Source organism: Streptantibioticus rubrisoli (assembly GCF_024436055.1).
Taxonomy (GTDB): Bacteria; Actinomycetota; Actinomycetes; order Streptomycetales; family Streptomycetaceae; genus Streptantibioticus_A; species Streptantibioticus_A rubrisoli.
The window spans coordinates 34,069-61,026 of record NZ_JANFNH010000013.1; the positions used below are offsets into that span (position 1 = coordinate 34,069).

Annotated in this window: 2 protein-coding genes; both read left to right on the plus strand. The window is 72.0% G+C overall.

The window, feature by feature from the left end; genetic code table 11:
• Window positions 1-15 precede the first annotated feature (15 nt).
• Window positions 16-4,905, plus strand: a complete 4,890-nt coding sequence (locus NON19_RS14575) for a type I polyketide synthase (RefSeq protein ID WP_255928096.1) — start codon at window positions 16-18, stop codon at window positions 4,903-4,905.
• Between the two features lie 69 nt (window positions 4,906-4,974).
• Window positions 4,975-26,892: a type I polyketide synthase gene (locus NON19_RS14580; RefSeq protein ID WP_255928098.1), complete on the plus strand. Its 21,918-nt coding sequence runs from the start codon at window positions 4,975-4,977 to the stop codon at window positions 26,890-26,892.
• The last annotated feature ends 66 nt before the right edge of the window (window positions 26,893-26,958 follow it).

A 26,958-nucleotide genomic window follows, 5' to 3' on the forward strand; every position in this document is an offset into this window, starting at 1 on the left:
AAGGACCCCTAGGCGATGGAGAATGAGGACAAGCTCCGCGACTACCTCAAGCGGGCCACCGCCGACCTGCGCCAGGTCCGTCGGCGGCTGCGCGAGGTCGAGGAGCGGAACCAGGAGCCCATCGCCATCGTGGCGATGAGCTGCCGCTATCCCGGGGGCGTACGCACCCCCGAGGATCTGTGGCGGCTGGTCGTGGACGGTACGGACGCCATCGGGCAGTTCCCCACCGACCGGGGCTGGGACGTCGAATCGCTCTACGACGCCGACCCGGACCGGCCGGGTGCCAGCTACGTCAGCGAGGGCGGCTTCCTCTACGACGCGGGCCGGTTCGACCCGGCGCTGTTCGGGATCAGCCCACGCGAGGCGATGGCGATGGACCCCCAGCAGCGGCTGCTGCTGGAAACCTCCTGGGAGGCGTTCGAGCGGGCCGGGATCGACCCCACCTCGGTACGCGGCAGCCGCACGGCGGTGTTCGCGGGCGTGATGTACCACGACTACACCGCACGGCTGGACTCCGTACCCGAAGGTGTCGAGGGGTTCCTCGGCACCGGAAGCTCCGGAAGCATCGCCTCTGGCCGGGTGTCGTACGTCTTCGGCCTTGAGGGCCCGGCCGTCACCGTGGACACGGCCTGCTCGTCCTCGCTGGTCACCCTGCACATGGCGGTGCAGGCACTGCGCAACGGCGAGTGCTCGCTGGCCCTCGCGGGCGGCGTGACGGTCATGGCGACGCCCGCCACCTTCACCGAGTTCAGCCGCCAGCGCGGGCTTGCCGCCAACGGCCGCTGCAAGCCGTTCGCGGCCGCCGCCGACGGCACCGGCTGGGGGGAGGGCGTCGGCATGCTGCTCGTCGAGCGGCTCTCCGACGCGCGCAGGAACGGTCATCCGGTGCTGGCGATCGTGCGGGGCAGTGCCATCAACCAGGATGGCGCTTCCAATGGTTTGACTGCTCCGAACGGACCGTCACAGCAGCGGGTGATCCACCAGGCACTGGCCAACGCCAATCTGTCCGCCGCCCAGGTCGACGCGGTCGAGGCGCACGGCACCGGCACCACGCTGGGCGACCCGATCGAGGCGCAGGCACTGCTGGCCACCTACGGGCAGGACCGCCCGCAGGACCGACCACTGCTGCTGGGATCGATCAAGTCCAACATCGGTCACACCCAGGCGGCGGCGGGTGTCGCCGGTGTGATGAAGATGGTGTTGGCGATGCGGCACGGAGTGCTGCCGAAGACACTGCACATCGACGAGCCGACGCCACACGTCGACTGGTCGGCGGGCGCGGTGTCGTTGCTGACCGAGACGGTGCCGTGGCCGGAGACCGGTGAACCGCGCAGGGCGGCCGTGTCCTCGTTCGGGTTCAGTGGGACGAACGCGCATGTGATCGTGGAGCAGGCGCCGGTTGGGTCGCCGGAGGTGCCGGAGGGTGCTGCGGGTGTGGCGCCTGGTGTGGTGGTGTGGCCGTTGTCCGGTAAGGGCGAGGGTGCGTTGCGGGGGCAGGCGCAGCGGTTGCTGCCGGTGTTGGACGCCCGGGGTGGGGTGCGTCCGGTGGATGTGGGCTGGTCGTTGGCGTCGGGGCGGGCGGCGTTGGAGCACCGTGCGGTGGTGCGGGGTGCGGATCTGGACGAGTTGCGTGCTGGGGTGGAGGCGTTGGCGGCCGGGCGGATGGCTGCTGGGGTGTCGTGTGGTGTGAGTGTGGGGGGTAAGGCGGCGTTCGTCTTTCCTGGGCAGGGGTCGCAGTGGGTGGGGATGGCGGTGGGGTTGCTGGATGCCTCACCGGTGTTCGCTGCTCGGATCGATGAGTGTGCGGCGGCGTTGGCACCGTTTACTGATTGGTCGTTGGTCGATGTGCTGCGGGGGGTTGAGGGTGCGCCGTCGTTGGACCGGGTTGATGTGGTTCAGCCGGTGTTGTTTGCCGTGATGGTGTCGTTGGCCGAGTTGTGGCGGTCGGTGGGCGTGGTGCCCGCGGCGGTGGTGGGGCATTCGCAAGGGGAGATTGCTGCGGCCGCTGTGGCGGGGATTCTCAGTTTGGAGGATGCCGCGCGGGTGGTTGCCTTGCGTAGTCAGGCCATTGGGCGGGTGCTGGCCGGGCGTGGTGGCATGGTGTCGGTTGGGTTGCCGGTGGCGCGGGTGCGGGAGCGGCTGGCTGCGTGGGGTGAGCAGCGGGTTTCGGTGGCGGCGGTCAACGGGCCGTCGTCGGTGGTGGTCTCCGGTGAGCCTGCTGTGTTGGAGGAGTTGTTGGCCTCGTGTGAGGCGGACGGGGTGCGGGCGCGGCGGGTTCCGGTGGACTATGCCTCGCATTCGGCCCAGGTGGAGCTCCTGCGGGAGGAACTGCTGGAGCTGTTGGCCCCGATCGCCCCGCAGCCCGCGCGGGTGCCGTTGTTGTCCACGGTGACCGGTGAGTGGGTCGAGGGCGGGGAGCTGACGGCCGAGTACTGGTTCCGTAACCTGCGTCAGACGGTGGAGTTGGAGAACGCCACCCGGACCTTGCTGGAGCAGGGTTTTGGGGTGTTCATCGAGTCCAGTGCGCATCCGGTGTTGACGGTGGGTGTGCAGGAGACGATCGAGGACTGCGGCCGTCAAGCGGCTGTCCTGGGCTCCCTGCGGCGGGATGAGGGCGGCCTGGACCGCTTCTACGCCTCGCTGGGTGAGGCGTACGTTCACGGGGTGAGTGTGGACTGGGACGCGGTCTTCCCGGGTGCTCGACGCGTCGACCTACCCACCTACGCCTTCCAACGCCAGCGCTACTGGCCGGAGGGATCCCCGTTGGAGACGGTCGAGTCGTCGCCGTCCGACCCGACGGACGCCCTGTTCTGGGAGGCCGTCGAGCGTGAGGACCTGGAATCCCTCGCCGACACCCTGGACATCGACGGCGAGCCGCTGGGCGCCGTGCTGCCCGCGCTGTCCTCCTGGCGCCGCCAGAGCCGCGAGAAGTCGACGGTGGACGGCTGGCGTTACCGCGTGACGTGGCAGCCGCTGGCCGACGAGCGGACCGCCCGACTGTCCGGCACATGGCTGCTCATCACGCCCGAGGACGCGGCCGCTCACGACATCACGCGTGTGCTGACCGAACGCGGCGCCACCGTAAGCCAGTTGACCGTCACCGACACCGACCGGGAGTCACTGGCCAAGGCGCTTGCCGCCGAGGACGCGCCGATCAGCGGTGTCTTCTCGCTGCTCGCGTTCGGCACCCGTCCGCAGGCGCTGCACGGTTCGCTCGCTCTCGTCCAGGCGTTGGGCGACGCGGGAATCGAAGCCCCACTGTGGTGCGCCACGCGGGGCGCGGTGTCCGTGGCGGCGACGGACCCGGTACGGGCTCCGGAGCAGGCGCTGCTGTGGGGCTTCGGCCGTACGGTGGCGTTGGAGTACCCGCAGCGCTGGGGCGGGCTGGTCGACCTGCCGGAGACGGCCGATGAGCGTGCGCTGTCCCGGCTGGTCGCGGTACTGGCGGGGCTGGACGGCGAGGACCAGGTCGCGGTGCGCCCGGCGGGGCTGTTCGCCCGCAGGCTTGTGCGTGCCTCGCTCGGCGCCGCGAGCCCGGTGCGCAGCTGGCGGCCGGACGGCACGGTGCTGGTCACCGGTGGCACCGGCGCGCTCGGTGGGCATGTCGCCCGCTGGCTGGCGGGCAACGGTGCCCAGCACCTGGTCCTGACCAGCCGCCGTGGACCGGACGCACCGGGTGCCGCCGAACTACGCGGCGAGATCAAGGAGTTGGGCGCCGAGGTCACCATCGCTGCCTGCGACGCCGCGGACCGCGACGCGCTGGCCGCGCTGCTCGCCGACATCCCCGCGGACCGTCCGCTCACCGCGGTGGTGCACGCGGCGGGCGTGCTGGACGACGGTGTGCTGGACGCGCTGACACCGGAGCGGTTCGCCACCGTGCTGGGGCCGAAGGCGGACGCCGCGCGCAACCTGCACGAGCTGACCAGGGAGTTGGACCTGTCGGCGTTCGTGCTGTTCTCGGGTGTCGCGGGCACGCTCGGTGACGCCGGGCAGGCCAACTACGCCGCCGCCAACGCGTACTTGGACGCCTTGGCCGAGCACCGTCGGGCGGGCGGCCTGACGGCCACCTCCGTGGCCTGGGGGCGTTGGGGCGAGAGCGGTCTGGCCGCGGGCGGCGCCATCGGCGACCGCCTGGACCGGGGCGGTGTTCCCGCGATGGAACCGCGGCTGGCGATCAGCGCGTTGCAGCAGGCGCTGGACCACGACGAGACGACGGTCGCCGTCGCCGACATCCGCTGGGAGCGGTTCGCGCCCGGGTACACCGCGGTGCGCCGCAGCCCGCTCATCGGTGAGTTGCCGGAGGTGCGGCGGCTGGCGCAGTCGGGCGCTTCGGGTGACGAGGCCGGTGCGGCCGGGTCGTCGGCGCAGGCGCTGCGGCAGCGGCTGGCCGGAATGTCGCAGGCCGAACAATCGCTGGTGGTCGTGGAGTTGGTCCGCTCGCACGCGGCCAGCGCGCTCGGTCACCCGTCGACCGCGGAGGTCGGTGCCGGTCGGGCGTTCAAGGAGCTGGGATTCGACTCCCTGATCGCACTGGAACTGCGCAACCGGCTGACCGCGGCCACCGGGTTGCGGCTGCCCGCGACGCTGGTCTTCGACTATCCGACGCCCGCCGCGCTGGCCGACTTCCTGCGTGCCGAGATCACCCAGGACGGCGGTGGCACCGCGACGGCCCCGGGCATCGCGGAGCTGGAGAAGCTGGAGTCGGCGCTGTCCGTGCTCGATGCGGACAGTGAGACCCGCGCGGACATCGCGCTGCGCCTACAGGCCCTGCTGGCGAAGTGGGGCGAACCACAGCCCGCCTCGACCGGTGCGGCCGTGACGGAAAAGCTGCAAGAGGCGACACGCGATGAGGTGTTCGCCTTCATCGAAAACGAGCTCGGGTTCGGGGACGGCCCCCGGCCATAGCGGTAGCACGACAGAGCGCGGGCATTCCCGGCGCAGGCGTTTGTGACGACAAGCATGGGTGAGGTTCCAATGGCGGATGCGGATCAGGACAAGATCCTCGACTACCTCAAGCGGGTAACGGCCGATCTGCACCAGACGCGGCAACGCCTTCGCGAGGTCGAGTCGGCGGAACCGGAGCCTATCGCGATCACCGGTATGAGCTGCAGGTTCCCCGGAGGCGTGGAGTCTCCGGAGGACCTGTGGGAGCTTGTCGCCGGGGGCCGGGACGCGATATCGGAATTTCCCACGGACCGTGGTTGGGACATCGAGTCGCTCTACGACGACGATCCCGACCAGGAGGGTACGAGTTACACCCGCGAGGGCGGGTTCCTGACGGACGCCGGAAAGTTCGACGCGGCGTTCTTCGGAATCAGCCCACGGGAAACCCTCGGCATGGACCCGCAGCAGCGATTGCTGCTGGAGACCGCGTGGGAGGTCTTCGAGCGGGCCGGAATCGATCCGGCCACGCTGCGCGGCAGCCAGGCCGGGGTGTTCATCGGCACCAACGGCCAGACGTATCCGGAGATCCTCCAGCAGGTACCCAAGGGCGTTGAGGGGTACCTGATGACCGGCAACGCGGCGAGTGTGGTCTCCGGCCGCCTGTCGTACACCTTCGGGCTTGAGGGCCCGGCGGTCACGGTGGACACGGCGTGCTCGGCCTCGCTGGTGGCGCTGCACCTGGCGGTGCAGGCGCTGCGCAACGGCGAATGCGACCTGGCGCTCACCGGTGGTGTGACGGTGATGGCCAGCCCGCGCTCGTTCGTCCAGTTCAGCAGGCAGCGCGGACTGGCCCCCGACGGCCGCTGCAAGCCGTTCGCCGAGGCCGCCGACGGCACCGGCTGGGGCGAGGGCGTGGGCATGCTGCTCGTCGAGCGGCTCTCCGACGCGCGCAGGAACGGCCACCCGGTGCTGGCGATCGTGCGGGGCTCCGCCGTCAACCAGGACGGTGCGAGCAACGGCCTGACCGCGCCCAACGGCCCCTCGCAGCAGCGGGTGATCCGCCAGGCGCTGACCAACGCCGGGCTCACCCCCGCCCAGGTCGACGTGGTCGAGGCGCACGGCACCGGCACCACGCTGGGCGACCCGATCGAGGCCCAGGCGCTGCTGGCCACCTACGGGCAGAACCGGCCCGACGGGCGACCGCTCTACCTGGGCTCCATCAAGTCAAACTTCGGCCACACCCAGGCCGCCGCCGGTGTCGCCGGTGTCATCAAGATGGTCAAGGCCATCGAGCACGGCGTACTGCCCAAGACCCTGCACGTCGACCAGCCGTCCGGCACCGTGGACTGGTCGGCCGGAGCCGTCGAACTGCTCACCGAAGCACGCGAGTGGCCGCACACCGGCCAGCCGCGGCGCGCGGGCATCTCCTCGTTCGGTGTCAGCGGCACCAACGCGCACACCGTCATCGAGCAGGCGCCCGCCCAGGACGAGGAGACCGCCGCGAACGCGGCCCCCGGCGCCGAGCGGCAGCCGCTGCCGGTGTTGGTGTCGGCGCAGAGCGAGCAGGGGTTGCGCGCCCAGGCCCAGCGGCTGCTCGACCGGGTGACCGACGAGCCCGCGCTCGGCCTGCTGGACCTCGGCCACTCGCTGGCCACCACCCGCTCCGCCCTGGAGCACCGCGCCGTACTGTTCCCCGCCGACCGCGACGAACTGCTGCGGGACCTGGACGCGTTGGCCCGGGGCGACGCCGCCGCCGACACCGTGCGGGGCACGGTCGGTGAAGGCAAGACCGCGTTCTTGTTCACCGGCCAGGGCAGCCAGCGCCTCGGCATGGGCAAGGAGCTGTACGCGACGTACCCGGCGTTCGCCGCGGCGCTGGACGCCGTCTGCGCGGCGCTGGACCAGCACCTCGAACGGCCGTTGAAGGACGTGCTGTTCGGGGCGGACAGCGCGCTGCTCGACCAGACCGCCTACACCCAGCCCGCACTGTTCGCCGTCGAGGTGGCCCTCTACCGGCACCTTGAACGGTGGGGCCTCAAGCCCGACTTCCTCATCGGCCACTCCATCGGTGAGCTGGCCGCCGCGCATGTGGCGGGGGTGTTCTCGCTGGAGGACGCCTGTGCGCTGGTGGCGGCGCGCGGCCGTCTGATGCAGCAACTGCCCGGCGGCGGCGCCATGGTGGCGATCCAGGCGTCCGAGGACGAGGTCACACCGCTGCTGGTCGACGGCGTGGACATCGCCGCGATCAACGGCCCGACCTCCGTCGTCATCGCGGGCGACGAGTCCAAGGTTCTCCAGGTCGCTTCCGGTTTCGAGCAGCAGGGCCGCAAGACCAAGCGCCTGACCGTCAGCCACGCGTTCCACTCGCCGCACATGGACGGCATGCTGGACGCCTTCCGCGCCGTCGCCGAGGGTGTCACCTACCACCCGCCGGTCATCCCGATCGTCTCCAACCTCACCGGCGCCTCGGTCACCGCCGACCAGGTGCAAAGCCCCGACCACTGGGTACGGCACGTGCGCGAGGCCGTCCGCTTCCTGGACGGCATCCGCTATCTGGAGTCCCAGAACGTCACCACGTACCTCGAACTCGGCCCGGACGGCACCCTGACCGCCCTCGCCCAGGAGGGCGTCACGGAGCCGGACGCCGCCGTCTTCGCTCCCGTACTGCGCGCGGGCCGCGCCGAGCCGCAGACCCTGGCCACCGCCGTCGCCCAGGCGCACGCGCGCGGTGTGCGGGTGGACTGGGCGGCGGTGTTCGCGGGCCGCGGCGGGCGGCGCGTGGAGCTGCCGACGTACGCGTTCCAGCGCGAGCTGTACTGGCCGGAGCAACCCACCACGTGGGCCGGTGATGTCACCTCGGCAGGGCTCGGCTCCGCCGACCATCCGCTGCTGGGCGCCACCGTCGCCCTCGCCGACGCCGACGGCTACCTGTTCACCGGCCGCCTGTCGCTGGCCACCCACCCGTGGCTGGCCGACCACGCGGTGATGGACACCGTCCTGCTGCCCGGCACCGCCTTCGTGGAGCTGGCGATCCGCGCCGGTGACCACGTCGGCTGCGAGCTGCTGGACGAACTCACCCTCCAGGCACCGCTGGTGATCCCGCCGCACGGCGGCGTGCAACTGCAACTCGCCGTCGGCGCGCCGGACGAGACCGGCCGCCGGGCGCTGACCCTGCACTCCCGGCTGGAGGACGAGGCCTGGGCCGACGGCGCCTGGACCCGGCACGCCACCGGTGTGCTCGCCCCCGCCGGCCCCGCCGCGCCGTTCGACCTGGCCGAGTGGCCGCCGCGCGGCGCCACCGAGGTCGAGGTCGAGGGGCTGTACGACTACCTGGCTGGCACCGGCTTCGCCTATGGCCCCACCTTCCAGGGCCTGAACGCGGCCTGGCAGCGCGGCGACGAGGTGTTCGCCGAGGTCCGGCTGCCTGAACCGGCCCGCAGCGACGCGGAGTTGTTCGGCCTGCACCCGGCGCTGCTCGACGCCGCCCTGCACGCCGTCGGCATCGGTTCGCTGCTGGAGGAGACGGAACACGGCCGACTGCCGTTCTCCTGGAGCGGTGTCTGTCTGCGCGCCGTGGGCGCCACCGCGCTGCGGGTGCGCCTGGCGCCCGCCGGGCGGGACACCGTGGCCGTGTCGCTCGCCGACGAGTCCGGCGCGCCGGTCGCCTCGGTGGACGCGCTGCTGCTGCGGCCGGTCGCACCGGACCAGGTGCGCTCGCACGCCGCGCGCGGAGCGTTCTACGACGCGCTGTTCCGCGTCGAGTGGACCGGCACCCCGCTGCCCGCCGCGACCACCGTCGCCGCCGGACAGTGGGCGCTGCTGGGCGACAGCGACAGTGCCGCCATCGCCGACCTCGCCGCGGCCCTGCCCACCGCCGCCACCTACCCCGACCTGGCCGCACTGGGCGACGCCCTGGCCGCCGGGGCGCCCACCCCGCAGGCCGTCGTCGTCCCGTTCACCGCGCCCGACGACGCACTGCCGCAGACCGTGCGCACCGCACTGCACCGGGCACTGTCGCTGGCCCAGCAGTGGCTGGCCGACGAGCGGTTCGCCGACTCCCGGCTGGTGTTCGCCACCCAGGGCGCCATCGCCACCCAACCCGACGCCGACGTGGCCGACCTGACCCACGCACCGCTGTGGGGCCTGGTGCGCTCCGCCCAGTCGGAGAACCCCGACCGGTTCGTGCTGGCCGACCTGGACGGACAGCAGAACTCCCACCGCGCCCTGCCCGCCGCCCTGGCCACCGGCGAGCCGCAACTCGCGCTGCGCGACGGCGCGCTGTCGGTGCCCCGGCTGGCCCGCATCCTCAACGACGGCACCCATCAGGCACCGGCGCTCGACCCCGACGGCACCGCGCTGGTCACCGGCGCCACCGGCACCCTGGGCGGCCTGGTCGCCCGCCACCTGGTCGCCGAGCACGGCATCCGGCACCTGCTGCTGACCAGCCGCCGCGGCGCCCGGGCCGAGGGCGCCGCGGAACTCGCCGCCGAACTGGAGGAGTTGGGCGCCCAGGTCACCCTGGCCGCCTGCGACGCGGCCGACCGGGACGCGCTCGCCGCACTGCTGGCCGACATCCCGGCCGAGCACCCGCTGACCGCCGTGATCCACACCGCGGGCGTGCTGGACGACGGCGTCATCGGCTCGCTCACCCCGCAGCGCATCGACCGCGTACTGCCCGCCAAGGTCGACGCGGCGCTCAACCTGCACGAGCTCACCCAGGACCACCCACTCGCGGCGTTCGTGCTGTTCTCCGCCGCCGCCGGTACCCTCGGCGGCCCCGGCCAGGCCAACTACGCCGCCGCCAACGCCTTCCTCGACGCCCTCGCCCAGCGCCGCCGGGCGAACGGCCTGCCCGCCACCGCGCTGGCCTGGGGCCTGTGGGCCGAACGCAGCGGCATGACCGGTGAGTTGGCCGACACCGACCTGCAGCGCATCAACCGCGCGGGCGTGGCCGCCCTCTCCTCGCAGCAGGGCCTGGCGCTCCTGGACACCGCCCGCGCGGTCGGCGACGCCGCCCTCGTACCCATGCACCTGGACCTGGCGTCGCTACGGCACGCCGACCCCGCCGCGGTGCCCGCACTGCTGCGCGGCCTGGTGCGCACCCCGGCCCGCCGGGTGGTGGAGTCCGGTGGCGCGGCACCCGTCGGCGCGCTCGCCGAGCGGCTGCTGCGGGTCGACGGCGCCGAACGCGACCAGATCCTGGTCGAGTTGGTGTGCGCCCAGGTGGCCGTGGTGCTCGGCTACCCCGGCCCCGAGGCCGTCGACGCGGGCCGCGCCTTCAAGGAGCTGGGCTTCGACTCGCTCACCGCGGTCGAGCTGCGCAACCGGCTCGGCTCGGCCACCGGCGTACGGCTGCCCGCCACCTTGGTCTTCGACTACCCGACCCCCGTCGCGCTCGCCGCGTTCCTGCGCACCGAGATCCTCGGTAGCGACGCGGACGCCGCCGCCCCGGTCCGCACCGCGGTGGCCGTGGCCGACGAGCCCATCGCGATCGTCGGCATGAGCTGCCGCTACCCCGGTGGCGTCAGCAGCCCCGAGGAGTTGTGGCGGCTGGTCGCCGGATCCGTCGACGCCATCTCCGAGTTCCCCACCGACCGCGGCTGGAACCTGGACGCCCTCTACGACTCCGACCCCGGGCGCGCCGGTACCAGCTACACCCGGCAGGGCGGCTTCCTGCACGACGCCGCCCAGTTCGACCCGGCGTTCTTCGGTATCAACCCGCGCGAAGCCCTCGCCATGGACCCCCACCAGCGACTGCTGCTGGAAACCTCCTGGGAGGCCTTCGAACGCGCGGGTATCGATCCGTTGTCGGTCCGCGGCAGCCGCACCGGTGTGTTCGCGGGCGTGATGTACCACGACTACCTGACCCGGCTGCCCGCCGTCCCCGAAGGACTTGAGGGCTATCTGGGCACCGGCAGCGCGGGCAGCGTCGCCTCCGGCCGCGTCTCCTACGTCTTCGGCCTGGAAGGGCCCGCGGTCACCGTCGACACCGCCTGCTCCTCGTCGCTGGTGGCCCTGCACCTGGCCGCGCAGGCGCTGCGCAACGGCGAGTGCGAGATGGCGTTGGCCGGTGGCGTCACCGTGATGTCCACCCCGGACACCTTCATCGACTTCAGCCGCCAGCGCGGTCTGGCCACCGACGGCCGCTGCAAGTCGTTCTCCGCCGACGCCGACGGCACCGGCTGGTCCGAGGGCGCGGGCATGCTGCTCGTCGAGCGGCTCTCCGACGCCCGTAGGAACGGGCATCCGGTGCTGGCGATCGTGCGGGGTACGGCGGTCAACCAGGACGGCGCGAGCAACGGCCTCACCGCGCCGAACGGTCCCTCGCAGCAGCGGGTGATCCGGCAGGCGCTGGCCAACGCCGGGCTGGCCACGGCCGACGTGGACGCGGTGGAGGCGCACGGCACGGGCACCACGCTGGGCGATCCGATCGAGGCGCAGGCCCTGCTGGCCACCTACGGCCAGGGCCGCCCGGAGGACCAGCCGTTGTGGCTGGGATCCATCAAGTCCAACTTCGGCCACACCCAGGCCGCCGCCGGTGTCGCCGGGATCATCAAGATGGTGATGGCGATGCGGCACGGTGTGCTGCCGCAGACGCTGCACGTCGACCAGCCGTCGCCGCACGTCGACTGGGCGGCGGGCGCGGTGGAGCTGCTGACCGAGGCACAGGAGTGGCCGCGGACCGGCCGGGTGCGCAGGGCCGGTGTGTCCTCGTTCGGTGTCAGCGGCACCAACGCCCACACGATCATCGAGCAAGCCCCGGCCGTTGACGACGATGGCGACGAGGCATCGGTGACGCTGCCGGTGCTGCCGCTGGTGATCTCGGCTCGCACTGACGACGCGCTACGGGAGCAGGCCGGACGGCTTCTGACCCACGTCGAATCCGACCGTGAACTCGAACTCACCGACGTGGCCTACTCGTTGGCCCTGACTCGCTCCGCCCTGGAGCGGCGCGCGGTGGTCGTCGCGGGGGACCGGGACGACTTCCTGCGGGAGCTGGCCGAGCTGGCCGAGGGACGTGGTGCGGTACGCGGTGCCGTTGCCGAGGGCAAGGTGGCGTTCCTGTTCACCGGGCAGGGCAGTCAGCGGATCGGTACGGGCCGGGAGCTGTACGGGGCCTATCCCGTCTTCGCCGAGGCGCTGGACGCGGTGTGTGGGCGGTTCGAACTGCCGCTGCGGGATGTGCTGTTCGGGGATGACCCCGCACCGCTGAACCAGACCGCCTACACACAGCCCGCGTTGTTCGCGGTCGAGGTGGCGTTGTTCCGGCTCGTTGAGTCGTGGGGGCTGCGGCCTGACTTCCTGGCCGGGCACTCGATCGGTGAGCTGGCCGCCGCGCATGTTTCCGGTGTGCTGTCGCTGGAGGATGCCTGCACGCTGGTGGCGGCGCGTGGCCGTCTGATGCAGGAACTGCCGGGCGTCGGCGCCATGGTGGCGCTCCAGGCGGCGGAGGACGAGGTCGCGCCGCTGCTGGTTGACGGCGTGAGCATCGCCGCGATCAACGGGCCTTCGTCTGTTGTGATCGCGGGTGACGAGGGTGCGGTTGTGGAGGTCGCTGAGCGATTTGAGCAGCAGGGCCGTAAGACCAAGCGGCTGACCGTCAGCCACGCGTTCCACTCCCCGCACATGGACGGCATGCTGGACGCCTTCCGCGAGGTGGCGGCGGAGCTGACGTTCAACGCCCCCCGCATCCCGATCGTCTCCACCCTGACCGGCGCCCTGGTCACCGCCGAGGAGATCGCCGACCCCGACTACTGGGTCCGCCATGTGCGGCAGGCGGTCCGCTTCCTCGACGGCATCCAGGCGCTGGAGGCCCAACACGTCAGCACGTTCGTCGAACTCGGCCCGGACGGTGTCCTGTCGGCCATGGCCCAGGACTGTGTCGCCGACCTCGACGGCAAGGCGTTCTTCCCCGTACTGCGCGAGGACGGCCGCCCCGAGGCCGAAACCCTCACCGCCGCGATCGGCCGCGCCCACACCCGTGGTGTGACCGTCGACTGGCAGGCGTACTTCGCCGGAACCGGTGCGCGTCGGGTAGAGCTGCCGACGTACGCATTCCAGCGTGAGCGCTACTGGCTTGAGGCGCCGGTCGGTTGGGTGGGCGACGTGGAGTCGGCGGGGCTCGGCGAGGCACGGCATCCGCTGCTCGGCGCCGCCGTCGCGCTGGCCGACTCCGACGGTGTGCTGTTCACCGGCCGCCTGTCGCTCGACACCCACCCGTGGCTGGCCGACCACTCCGTCATGGGCACGGTGCTGCTGCCCGGCACCGCCTTCGTGGAGCTGGCGATCCGCGCCGGTGACCAGGTGGACTGCGACCACCTGGAGGAACTCACGCTGGAGGCGCCGCTGGTGCTCACCGAGCACCAGGCGGTCCAACTGCAGATCGTGGTGGGCTCCCCGGACGATGCCGGGCGCCGCCCGCTCGACCTGTACTCGCGTCCCCAGGACTCCCCGGCCGACGAGCCGTGGACCCGGCACGCCAGTGGTCTGCTGGCCACCGGCGCGCAGCGGCCGTCGTTCACCCTGGCCGAGTGGCCGCCGTCCGGCGCCGAGCCGGTCGAGACCGAGGGGCTGTACCAGCACCTGGCCTCCGGTGGCTTCGCCTACGGCCCGGTGTTCCAGGGCCTGAAGGCCGCCTGGCGGCGTGGCGACGAGGTGTACGCCGAGGTCCAACTCCCCGACGACCGGCAGTCCGAGGCCGGTCTGTACGGACTGCACCCGGCACTGCTGGACTCCGCGCTGCACGGCACGTTCGTCCAGGAAGGCGCGGACGAGCAGGGCCGACTGCCGTTCTCCTGGCGCGGCGTGACCCTGCACGCGGTGGGTGCCGGTGCGCTGCGGGTACGGCTCGCGCCGACCGGCAGCGACGGCGTGTCGCTGCAACTGGCGGACGGCGACGGTGAGCCGGTGGCGTCGGTGCGGAACCTCATGCTGCGCCCGGTCTCCGCCGACCAGTTGGCCACCGCCCGTACCACGTACCACGAGTCGCTGTTCCGGCTGGACTGGGCGACCGTGCCGGTGGCCCCCGCCGACGCCGACCGCTGGGCGGTGCTGGGCGAGACCACGGGCGCCGCCTCGGGCCGCGCCTCGGGCGACACTTCGGGTGACACCGAACTCGCCCTGCCCGGCGCACGGTTCGCCGACCTCGCCGCGCTGCGGGATGCCGTCGACGCTGGCCTGCCCGCCCCCGAGTACGTTCTCGCGCCGCGCGTCGCGGGCACCGCCGACGACCTGGCCGCGGCGGCCCGTACCGCCACCCATGAGGCGCTGGGTCTGGTCAAGGCGTGGCTGGAGGACGAGCGGTTCGCCAGCTCCCGGCTGGTGTTCGTCACCCGTGGCGCGGTCGCCACCCACACCGACGCCGACGTGCGGGACGCGGCGCACGCACCCGTGTGGGGCCTGGTGCGCTCGGCGCAGTCCGAGAACCCGGACCGCTTCGTGCTCGCCGACCTCGACGGCGACGACAGCTCCTACCAGGCCCTGCCCGGCGCACTGGCCTGCGGCGAACCGCAGTTCGCGGTGCGCCGCGGCACCGTGCACGCCCCCCGGCTGGCCCGGATCGCCGCGACCGGCGCCCTGGTGCCCCCGGGGGGCGAGCGGGCGTGGCGGATGGACATCCAGGACAAGGGCACGCTGGAGAACCTGACGTTCATCCCGTGCCCGGAGGCGGCCGGGCCACTGGCGCCCGGTGAGGTCCGGGTCGCGGTCCGGGCGGCGGGCCTGAACTTCCGCGATGTGCTCAACGCGTTGGGCATGTATCCGGGCGACGCGGGCCTGATGGGCAGCGAGGGCGCCGGGGTCGTGGTGGAGACCGGCCCCGGGGTGACCGACCTGGCCCCCGGCGACCGTGTGATGGGCATGCTGCCCGGCGGGTTCGGGCCGCTGGTGGTGGCCGACCGCCGGATGATCGCGCCGATGCCGGACGGGTGGACATTCGCCCAGGCGGCGTCCGTGCCGATCGTCTTCATGACCGCCTACTACGCGCTGCGCGACCTCGCCGACCTCAAGTCAGGCGAGTCGCTGCTGGTGCACGCCGCCGCGGGCGGTGTGGGCATGGCCGCCGTGCAACTGGCCCGGCACTGGGGCGTCGAGGTGTTCGCCACCGCGAGCCCCGGCAAGTGGGACACCCTGCGCGGCCTCGGGCTGAGCGACGACCGCATCGCCTCGTCCCGCACCCTCGACTTCGAGGAGACGTTCCGCACGGCCAGCGACGGGCGCGGCGTGGACGTGGTACTCGACTCGCTGGCACGGGAGTTCGTGGACGCCTCGCTGCGACTGCTGCCGCGCGGCGGCCGGTTCGTGGAGATGGGCAAGACCGACGTCCGCGACCCCGAGCAGGTCGCGGCCGAGCACCCGGGCGTGACGTACCAGGCGTTCGACCTGGTGGAGGCGGGCCTGGACCGCATCCAGGAGATGCTCACCGAGCTGCTGGCCCTCTTCCGGCGCGGCGCCCTTCACCCGCTGCCGGTCACCGCCTGGGACCTGCGCCGCGCCCCCGACGCGTTCCGCTACCTCAGCCAGGCCCGGCACGTCGGCAAGGTGGTGCTCACCGTCCCCACCGACTGGGACCCCAACGGCACCGTACTGATCACCGGCGGCACCGGCACCCTGGGCGGCCTGGTCGCCCGGCACGCCGTCACCGAACGCGGCGCACGCCACCTGGTGCTGACCAGCCGCCGCGGCGCCCGGGCCGAGGGCGCCGCGGAACTCGCCGCCGAACTCGAGGAGTTGGGCGCCCAGGTCACCATCGCCGCGTGTGACGCGGCTGACCGGGACGCGCTCGCCGCGCTGCTGGCGGACATCCCCGCCGAGCACCCGCTGACCGCCGTGGTGCACACCGCGGGCGTGCTGGACGACGGTGTCGTCGGCTCGCTGACCCCCGAGCGGGTCGACCGCGTACTGCGCCCCAAGGTGGACGCCGCCTGGAACCTGCACCAGCTCACCCGCGACCTGGACCTGGCCGCTTTCGTGCTGTACTCCTCCGCCGCCGGTACGTTCGGAGGCGCGGGCCAGGCCAACTACGCGGCCGCCAACGTCTTCCTGGACACCCTCGCCCAGCACCGGCAGGCACAGGGCCTGCCCGGCACCTCGCTCGCCTGGGGCCTGTGGGCCGAAGCCAGCGGCATGACCGGCGAGTTGGACGACACCGACAAGTCCCGGATGACCCGCTCCGGAGTGCTCGGCCTGTCCTCGGCCGAGGCGCTGGAGCTGTTCGACGCCGCCCACCAGGTGGGCGACGCGCACCTGGTGCCCATGCGGCTCGACCTCGCGCCGCTGCGGCACGCCGACGCCAGCATGGTGCCCGCACTACTGCGCGGCCTGGTGCGGGCCCCGGCCCGCCGCGCCGTGGAGGCCGGTACCGGCACCTCGGGCTCGTCGCTGGTGGACCAACTGGTACGGCTGCCCGAGGCGGAACGCGACCAGGTGCTGCTGGACCTGGTACGCACCCAGGTCGCGGCCGTGCTCGGCCACGCCTCGCCCGACGCGGTGGAGGCCACCCGCGCCTTCAAGGACCTCGGCTTCGACTCGCTGACCGGTGTCGAGTTCCGCAACCGCCTCGGTGCGGCGGCGGGCCTGCGGCTGCCCGCGACCCTGGTCTTCGACTACCCGACGCCCACAGCGCTCGCCGCCTACCTGCGCACCGAACTCCTCGGCGCCGAGGCCGCGGCCGCGATCACCCAGCAGACGGCCACCGCGGTGGACGACGACCCCATCGCGATCGTCGCCATGAGCTGCCGCTTCCCCGGTGACGTACGCACCCCGGAAGACCTGTGGGAACTGCTGCGCGACGGCCGGGACGGCATCTCGCACCTGCCGTCCGATCGCGGCTGGGACATCGAGGCGCTGTACGACCCGGACCCGGACCGCCCGGGCACCTCGTACGCCCGCGAGGGCGGCTTCTTCTACGACGCCAACCACTTCGACCCGGCGTTCTTCGGCATCAACCCGCGCGAGGCGCTGGCCATGGACCCGCAGCAGCGACTGCTGCTGGAAACCTCCTGGGAGGCGTTCGAACGGGCCGGAGTCGACCCAACTCGACTGCGGGGCCAGCAGGTTGGCGTCTTCGTCGGCCAGATGCACAACGACTACGTCTCGCGCCTCAACGTGGTGCCCGAAGGCGTCGAGGGGTATCTGGGCACCGGCGGCTCAAGCAGCATCGCCTCCGGCCGGGTCTCGTACACCTTCGGCTTCGAGGGTCCCGCGGTCACCGTCGACACCGCCTGCTCCTCGTCGCTGGTCGCCCTGCACCTGGCCGCGCAGGCACTGCGCAACGGTGAGTGCACGCTGGCCCTGGCGGGCGGCGTCACCATCATCACCACGCCCGAGGTGTTCACCGAGTTCAGCCGCCAGCGCGGCCTGGCCGCCGACGGCCGCTGCAAGCCGTTCGCGGCGGCGGCGGACGGCACGGCGTGGGGCGAGGGCGTCGGCATGCTGCTGGTGGAGCGGCTGTCGGACGCCCAGCGCAACGGGCATCCGGTGCTGGCGATCGTGCGGGGTACGGCGGTCAACCAGGACGGCGCGAGCAACGGCCTCACCGCGCCGAACGGTCCCTCGCAGCAGCGGGTGATCCGGCAGGCGCTGGCCAACGCCGGGCTGGCCACGGCCGACGTGGACGCGGTGGAGGCGCACGGCACGGGCACCACGCTGGGCGATCCGATCGAGGCGCAGGCACTGCTGGCCACCTACGGCCAGGGCCGCCCGGAGGACCAGCCGTTGTGGCTGGGATCCATCAAGTCCAACTTCGGCCACACCCAGGCCGCCGCCGGTGTCGCCGGGATCATCAAGATGGTGATGGCGATGCGGCACGGTGTGCTGCCGCAGACGCTGCACGTCGACCGGCCGTCGCCGCACGTCGACTGGTCTGCCGGTGCGGTCGAGCTGCTGACCGAGGCACGGCCGTGGCCACAGACTGGTCGGGCGCGCAGGGCCGGTGTGTCCTCGTTCGGCATGAGCGGCACCAACGCCCACGCCATCATCGAGCAGGCACCGCTCGCACAGGACGAACGTCCGCGAGCGGCCCGCCCGAACACGGCTCTGCCCTGGATCCTGTCGGCGAAGTCCGCCGAAGCACTGAGCGGCCAGGCCGAGCGCCTGCGGGCTCGCCTCGTAGCGCAGCCGGACCTCGAACCCGCCGACGCGGCCTACTCGTTGGCCACCAGCCGGGCACGCTTCGAGCACCGTGCGGCGGTCGTCGCGGGGGACCGGGACGGGTTCCTGCGCGAACTTGCGGCGCTGGCCGAGGGCCGTGGGACGGTACGGGGTGCCGTCACGGACGGCAAGGTGGCGTTCCTGTTCACCGGGCAGGGCAGCCAGCGGATCGGGATGGGACGGGAGCTCTACGAGGCCTATCCTGTCTTCGCCCAGGCGTTGGACGAGGTGTGCGGGCACTTCGAACTGCCGCTGCGGGATGTGATCTTCGGGACCGGTGGCGGCCTGCTGGACCAGACTGCTTATACGCAGCCTGCGTTGTTCGCGGTTGAGGTGGCGTTGTTCCGCCTCGTTGAGTCGTGGGGCGTGAAGCCTGACTTCCTGGCCGGGCACTCGATCGGTGAGTTGGTGGCGGCGCATGTTTCCGGTGTGCTGTCGCTGGATGACGCGTGTGCGTTGGTGGCGGCTCGCGGTCGTCTGATGCAGGAGCTGCCGGGTGGCGGTGCGATGGTGGCGGTGCAGGCCTCGGAGGACGAGGTTGCGCCGCTGCTGGTCGAGGGCGTGAGCATCGCCGCGATCAATGGGCCTTCGTCGGTGGTGATCGCGGGTGACGAGGGCGTGGTACTGGAAATTGCCCAGCGCTTCGAGAAGACCAAGCGTCTCACCGTCAGCCACGCGTTCCACTCGCCGCACATGGACGGCATGCTGGAGGCCTTCCGTGAGGTGGCGTCGCAGCTGGCGTACAACGCACCGCGCATCCCGATCGTCTCCAACCTCACCGGCGCCCTGGCCACCGCCGAGGAGATCTGCGACCCCGACTTCTGGGTCCGGCACGTGCGCGAGGCCGTCCGATTCCTTGATGGCATTCGCGCCTTGGAGGCCGAAAGCGTAACCACATACGTCGAACTCGGCCCGGACGGCGTGCTGTCCGCCATGGCCCAGGAATGCGTGGCGTCGGAAGGCGCCGCGTTCGCCCCCGCCCTTCGCAACGGCCGCCCCGAGGCCGAGACGCTGGCCACGGCACTCGCCATCGCCCATGTGCGCGGCGCGGCCGTGGACTGGGACGCGTACTTCGCCGGAACCGGTGCCCGCCGCGTCGACCTGCCGACGTACGCCTTCCAGCGCCAACTGTTCTGGCTGGACGCCGGATCCGCGGGCGGCGACGTGTCCTCGGCCGGGCTGGGCGCGGCGGACCATCCGCTGCTCGGTGCGGCCGTCGAACTCCCGGACTCCGACGGGGTGGTGCTCACCGGACGGCTCTCTCTACGGACCCACCCCTGGCTGGCCGACCACGCGGTCATGGGCACCGTGCTGCTGCCCGGCACGGCCTTCGTGGAACTGGCCCTGCGCGCGGGCGACCAGGTCGGCTGCGACCTCCTGGAGGAGCTGACCCTGGAGGCACCGCTGGCGCTTCCGGAGCACGGCGGTGTGCAACTGCGGCTGACGCTCAGCGGCGCGGACGCGTCGGGGCGGCGTTCGCTTACCCTGCACTCGCGCCCGGAACAGGCATCGGACTGGCAGCGGCACGCCACCGGCATACTGGCCGAGCGCGCCCCGCAGGCCGACTTCGAGCTGGTCGAGTGGCCGCCTCCGGGCGCTCAGCCCATCGAGGTGGACGGGCTGTACGACGGCCTGGCCGCGTCCGGCTTCGGCTATGGGCCGGTGTTCCAGGGCCTGAAGGCGGCCTGGCGGCGCGGCGACGAGGTGTTGGCGGAGGTGCGGTTGGCACGGGACGCGGACCAGCAGGCGTTCCTGCTGCATCCCGCGCTGCTGGACTCCGCACTGCACGCCCTCGGGCTGCGAGCCCAGGACGCTTCCGGCCGACTGCCGTTCTCCTGGACCGGTGTGACCGTGCACGCGGTGGGCGCCACCGAGTTGCGGGTCCGACTCCGGCCCGCGGCCACGGGAGACGTGTCGCTGGTGATCGCCGACGGTACCGGTGCGCCTGTCGCCTCCGTGGAGAGCCTGGCGCTGCGCTCGGTTTCTCCGGAGCAGTTGGGCGGTCGTGGCGTGGCCGAGTCGCTGTTCCGGGTGGAGTGGTCGCCGGTCACCGTGATCGAGGGCGCGGAGCCGTCGGGCGGTTGGACGCTGGTGGATGCGGTGGGGTTGGCGGATCTGGACGCTGTACCGGGCACCGTGGTGGTCGATGGTGTCACCCCTGCCGAGGATGTGCATGGCGCGGTTCACCGCGCGCTGGAGCTGGTGCAGTCGTGGCTGGCTGATGAGCGGTTCACGTCATCGCGGTTGGTGTTCGTCACGCATGGCACCGACGATCTGGCTGGTGCTGCGGTGCGGGGTCTGGTGCGTTCGGCGGAGTCGGAGAATCCGGGGCGGTTCGGGCTGCTGGACCTTGATGGGGCGGAGTTCGTTCCGGCGCTTGTCTCCGTGCCGGAGCCGGAGTTGGCCGTGCGTGATGGCCGGGTTCTGGCGCCGAGGTTGGCGCGGGCCACGGCTGAGGGCGGTCAGAAGTCCTTCGCTGCCGATGGCACGGTGTTGATTACGGGTGCCTCCGGTGAGTTGGGTGGGGTGTTCGCCCGGCATCTGGTGGCGGAGCACGGCGTGCGGCGACTGCTGCTGGTTTCGCGTCGGGGCGCTGAGGCGTCGGGCGCTGCGGAACTGACCGCCGAGCTCGCTGAGTTGGGCGCCGATGTCACGTGGGCCGCGTGTGATGTGGCCGACCGGGACGCGCTGGCTGGGGTACTCGCCGGGCACTCGTTGACTGCTGTGGTGCACACCGCTGGCGTGCTGGATGACGGTGTGATCGGCTCGCTGACCGCGGAGCGTGTCAGTAGCGTTCTGCGCCCGAAGGTGGATGCGGCGTGGAACCTGCACGAACTGACCCGGGACATGGATCTGTCGGCGTTCGTGTTGTTCTCCTCGGCTGCTGGTGTGTTCGGTGGCGCGGGTCAGGGCAACTACGCGGCGGCGAACAGCTTCCTGGACGCGTTGGCGGAGTACCGCAAGTCCCTTGGTCTGGCGGCGAGTTCGCTGGCATGGGGTCTGTGGTCCACGGGTATGGCGGACTCGGCTGATGTCGAGCGCCTGAACCGTGGTGGCGTCACAGCACTGTCCGTGGCGGACGGCACCGCCTTGTTCGACGCGGCCGGGCGTACCGATGACGCGTGGCTGGTGCCGATACGGCTGGACCTGGCGTCACTTCGGCACGCCGACCCCGCCGCCGTGCCAGCGCTGCTGCGCGGCCTGGTCCGTACCCGGCGCACCGCCTCGGCCGCCCAGGCCGTGCCGTCCGGTGCGCTGGCCCAGCGGCTCGCCGGGCTGCCGGACGCCGAACGGGACGCGGCACTGCTGGAGTTGGTGCGCGAACAGGTCGCCTCGGTGCTGGGGCACGACTCGACGGACGCGGTGCAGGCGGGCCGGGCGTTCAAGGAGTTGGGCTTTGACTCGCTCACCTCCGTCGAACTGCGCAACCGACTGGGCGCCGCCACCGGCGTCCGGCTCCCGGCCACCTTGGTCTTCGACTACCCGACCGCCGCCGCGGTCGCCGAGTACCTGCGCACCGAAGTGCTGGGCATCGAGGCCGCCGTGGCCGAGGACGCGCCCAGCACCACCGTGGCCGCCGACGATCCGATCGCCATCATCGGGATGAGCTGCCGCTACCCCGGCGGTGTGCAGACCCCGGAGGACCTGTGGCGGCTGGTGCTCTCCGGCGGGGACGCCATCTCCGAGTTCCCGCAGGGCCGCGGCTGGGACCTCGACGCGCTGTACGACCCGGACCCGGACGGCAAGGGCACCAGCTACACCCGCGAGGGCGGATTCCTGCACGACGCGGGCCAGTTCGACCCGGCGTTCTTCGGGATCAGCCCGCGTGAGGCGGTGGCGATGGACCCGCAGCAGCGGCTGCTGCTGGAGACCACCTGGGAGGCGTTCGAGCGGGCCGGGATCGATCCGACCACCATGCGCGGCAGCCGTACCGGTGTGTTCGCGGGCATCATGTACCACGACTACGCGACCCGGATCACCTCCGTGCCCGACGGCGTGGAGGGTTACCTCGGCACCGGTAACTCCGGAAGCATCGCCTCCGGCCGCGTCTCCTACGCGTTCGGCCTGGAGGGCCCGGCGGTCACCGTGGACACCGCGTGTTCGTCCTCGCTGGTCGCGCTGCACTGGGCGATCCAGGCGCTGCGCAACGGTGAGTGCTCCATGGCGCTGGCCGGTGGTGTGACGGTGATGTCGACTCCCGGCACCTTCACCGAGTTCAGCCGCCAGCGCGGACTGGCCGCGGACGGCCGCATCAAGTCCTTCGCCGCCGCGGCCGACGGCACGAGCTGGTCGGAGGGCGCGGGCATGCTGCTGGTCGAGCGGTTGTCGGACGCGCGGAAGAACGGCCACCCCGTGCTGGCCGTGGTCCGGGGCAGCGCCATCAACCAGGACGGCGCCAGCAACGGCCTGACCGCACCGAACGGTCCGTCGCAGCAGCGGGTGATCCGCCAGGCGCTGGCCAGCGCCGGTCTGGCCAGCAGCCAGGTCGACGTGGTCGAGGCGCACGGCACCGGCACCACGCTGGGCGACCCCATCGAGGCGCAGGCACTGCTCGCCACCTACGGCAGGGAGCGCGACGAGGACCGTCCGCTGTGGCTGGGCTCCGTCAAGTCCAACATGGGCCACACGCAGGCCGCCGCCGGTGTTGCCGGGATCATCAAGATGGTCATGGCGATGCGGCACGGTGTGTTGCCCAAGACACTGCACGTGGACGAGCCGACGCCGCACGTCGACTGGTCGCAGGGTGCGGTCGAGCTGTTGACCGAGGCGCGGGAGTGGCCGCGCACCGGCCAGCCGCGTCGGGCCGCTGTCTCCTCGTTCGGCATCAGCGGCACCAACGCCCACACCATCCTGGAGCAGCCCCCGGCCGACCAGCACCGGCCCACCGCCACGGTGACGCCCCCGGTGCACACCTGGCCGCTGTCGGCGAAGTCGCACCAGGCGCTGCGCGCCCAGGCCGAGCGGCTGCGGGACCGCGTGGCAGCCGAGTCGGACCTCGAACTGACCGACGTGGGCTACTCGTTGGCAACCGGCCGTGCGGTCTTCGACCACCGCGCGGTGGTCACCGGCACCGACCGCGACGCCCTGCTACGGGCTCTGACGGCACTGGCTGAGGACGGCGTCACCGCGGGGCTGACCCGGGGCACGGTGGCCGACGGCAAGGTCGCCTTCCTCTTCACCGGTCAGGGCAGCCAGCGGCCGGGGATGGGACGGGAGCTCTACGAGACGTATCCCGTCTTCGCACAGGCGCTGGACGAGGTGTGCGAGCGGTTCGAACTGCCGCTGAAGGAGGCGCTGTTCGGCACAGATAGTGATGTGCTGCACCAGACGGCCTACACCCAGCCAGCGTTGTTCGCGGTTGAGGTGGCGTTGTTCCGGTTGGTGGAGTCGTGGCGGCTCAAGCCTGACTTCCTGGCCGGGCACTCGATCGGCGAGCTGGTCGCCGCGCATGTTTCCGGTGTGCTGTCGCTGGATGATGCCTGCACGCTGGTGGCGGCGCGTGGCCGTCTGATGCAGGAGCTGCCGGGCGGCGGTGCGATGGTGGCGGTGCAGGCGGCGGAGGACGAGGTCGCGCCGCTGCTGGTCGAGGGCGTGAGCATCGCCGCGATCAACGGGCCCTCGTCGGTGGTGATCGCGGGCGATGAGCCGACGGTGTTGGAGATCGCCGCGGGCTTCGAGTCGCAGGGCCGTAAGACCAAGCGCCTGACCGTCAGCCACGCCTTCCACTCGCCGCACATGGACGGCATGCTGGCCGACTTCCGCAAGATCGCGGAGGGGCTGACGTACGAAGCGCCGCGCATCCCGATCGTGTCCAACCTCACCGGCGCCGTGGTCTCGGACGAGGTGCGCACCGCGGACTTCTGGGTGCGGCACGTCCGCGAGGGAGTGCGCTTCCTCGACGGCGTGCGGGCGCTGGAGGCCGCGGGCGTGCGCACATACGTGGAGCTGGGTCCGGACGGTGTGCTGTCGGCGATGGCGCAGGAGTGCGTCACGGCCGAGGGCGCCGCCTTCGCACCGGCGCTGCGCGGCGGCCGTCCCGAGACGGAGACGCTGGCGGCCGCTGTGGCCGCGGCGCATGTGCGCGGCGTACCGGTGGACTGGCAGGCGTACTTCGCCGGGACCGGCGCCCGCCGCGTGGAGCTGCCCACCTATCCGTTCCAGCGCGAGTGGTACTGGCTCAACTCCGCTGCCGCACAGGCCGGTCCGGGCGACGCGGCCGGATTCGGACTGGGCGCCACGGACCACCCGCTGCTGGGCGCCGCGGTCGAACTGCCGGACGCCGAAGGGTTCGTGTTCACCGGCCGTCTCTCCCTCGACACCCACCCGTGGCTGGCCGACCACGCCGTGATGGACGCGGTGCTGCTGCCCGGCACGGCGTTCGTGGAAATGGCGCTGCGCGCCGGAGAGCAGGTCGGCTGCGAGCGCGTCGAGGAACTCACCCTGGAGGCGCCGCTGGTCCTGCCCGAGCAGGGCGGCGTCCAACTGAGGCTCTCCCTCGGTGCGGCCGACGAGTCCGGGCGGCGTTCGCTGGCCCTGCACTCCCGGGTGGAGCAGGACACGGACTGGCTGCGGCACGCCACGGGTGTGCTGGCCGAGGGTGCGTCGAAGGCGTCGTTCGACTTCGGTGTGTGGCCTCCGGCGGATGCTGAGCCGGTGGCCGTGGACGGGTTGTACGAGGGGCTGGCGGATGCCGGGTTCGCGTACGGTCCGGTGTTCCAGGGGCTGCGGGCGGCCTGGCGGCGTGGCGATGAGGTGTTCGCCGAGGTGGGTTTGCCGGAGGGTGTTGAGGATGCTGGATTTGGTCTGCATCCGGCGTTGCTGGACGCGGTGTTGCACGGTATCGGGCTCGGCGGCCTGGTCGAGGAGACCGGACAGGGACGGCTCCCGTTCTCCTGGTCGGGCGTCTCGCTGTACGCGGTGGGTGCCTCCACGGTCCGGGTGCGGCTGGCTTCGGCTGGGCGGGACGCCGTGGCGTTGCAGATCGCGGATGCGGCGGGCGCCGCGGTGGCGTCGGTGGACGCGTTGGCCCTGCGCTCGGTCTCGCCGGAGCAGTTGGGCGGTGGCCGCGATGGGGTGGCGGAGTCGCTGTTCCGGGTGGAGTGGGCGCCGGTCACCGTGGCTGAGGGCGGGCGGCCGGAGTGGGCGTTGGTCGGTGCCGGACAGGTGGCGTCGGTGACTTCGGTGCCGGGCACGGTGGTTGTGGACGATCTGACGCCTGCCGTCGATGTGCACGCTGCGGTTCATCAGGCTTTGGGCTTGGTGCGGTTGTGGCTGGAGGATGAGCGGTTCGCGGAAACGCGGCTGGTGTTCGTCACGCATGGGCCGGAGGATCTGGCGGGTGCGGCGGTGCGGGGTCTGGTGCGCTCGGCGCAGTCGGAGAACCCCGGTCGGTTCGGGCTGATCGACGGTGCGGAGGTCTCCCAGGAGTTGCTGGGCGCCGCGCTGGCGTGTGGTGAGCCGGAGGTCGCGGTGCGTGGCGGCCGGATCGAGGCGCCGAGGCTGGCGCGGGCTGTCGCCGATTCCGGTGAGGGGCTCTCGTTCGACGTCGACGGCACGGTGTTGATCACCGGTGCCAGTGGTGAGTTGGGTGGGGTGTTCGCCCGGCATCTGGTGGCTGAGCACGGTGTGCGGCATCTGCTGCTGGTCAGTCGCCGGGGTGCCCAGACAGAACTCACTGCGGAACTTGAGGAGTTGGGCGCGAACGTCACCTCGGCCGCATGTGATGTGGCCGACCGGGACGCGCTGGCCGAGGTGCTGGCAGCGATTCCGGCCGAGCATCCGCTGACCGCCGCGGTGCACGCCGCCGGTGTGCTGGACGACGGGGTGATGGGATCGCTGACCCCGGAGCGTGTCAGCAGCGTGCTGCGTCCGAAGGTGGATGCTGCGTGGAACCTTCACCGGCTCACCCAGGGTATGGATCTGTCGGCGTTTGTGTTGTTCTCCTCGGCTGCTGGTGTCTTCGGTGGTGCGGGTCAGGGCAACTACGCGGCGGCGAACAGTTTCCTGGACGCGCTGGCGGAGCACCGTAAGTCGCTGGGCCTGGCGGGCAGTTCGTTGGCGTGGGGTCTGTGGGCCACGGGTATGGCGGATTCGGCTGATGTCGAGCGGTTGAACCGTGGTGGTGTGGCCGCGCTGTCGGTGCAGGACGGTACAGCGCTGTTCGACGCGGCCGTACGCACCGACGAGGCGTTGCTGGTGCCGATGCGGCTGGACCTGGCCGGGCTGCGCGCCCAGGCGGCCAGTGGCATGCTGCCCCCGCTGCTGCGCGGCCTGGTACGTACCCCCACCCGCCGCGCCACCGCCAACGCATCGGCGACCGGCGGCGAGTCCACGCTGCTGGCCCGGCTGGCCGGACTGTCGGCGGCCGAGCAGGACGCCGTACTGCTGGAACTGGTCTGCACCCATGTCGCGGCCGTACTCGGCCACGCGGGATCCGAAGCGGTGGATCCGGCACGGTCGTTCAGCGAGGTCGGCTTCGACTCGCTGACCGCGGTCGAACTCCGTAACCGGCTGAACGCGGCCACCGGGGTCCGGCTACCGGCCACGCTGATCTTCGACTACCCGACGCCCACGGCACTGGTTCAGTTCCTGCGGGAAGAGATTCTCCAGGACGGTCTGGCAGCGGTGACACCGCTGCTCGCAGAGTTGGACAAGTTGGAAGCCTCTCTCGCGGTGGCGCTCCCCGACGATGACGGTCGGGAGCGGATCACCGCCCGCCTACAGGCCATGCTGGCCAAGTTGGGCGAGGCCCGCGGGCCGGAGGACAAGGCCGATGAGGTCGATGTCGCCGAGGAACTGGAGACGGCGACGGACGACGACCTCTTCGACTTCATCGGCAAAGAGTTCGGGATTTCCTGACGTGAACGGCTCGGCCTTTCTGGCTGCCGCGAGAGGGATGCACGTATGAACGAGGAAAAGCTCCGC

Coding starts and splice junctions, on each gene's coding strand:
- NON19_RS14575 (WP_255928096.1), top strand. CDS start 16: ATGGAGAATGAGGACAAGCTCCGCGACTACCTCAAGCGGGCCACCGCC.
- NON19_RS14580 (WP_255928098.1), top strand. CDS start 4,975: ATGGCGGATGCGGATCAGGACAAGATCCTCGACTACCTCAAGCGGGTA.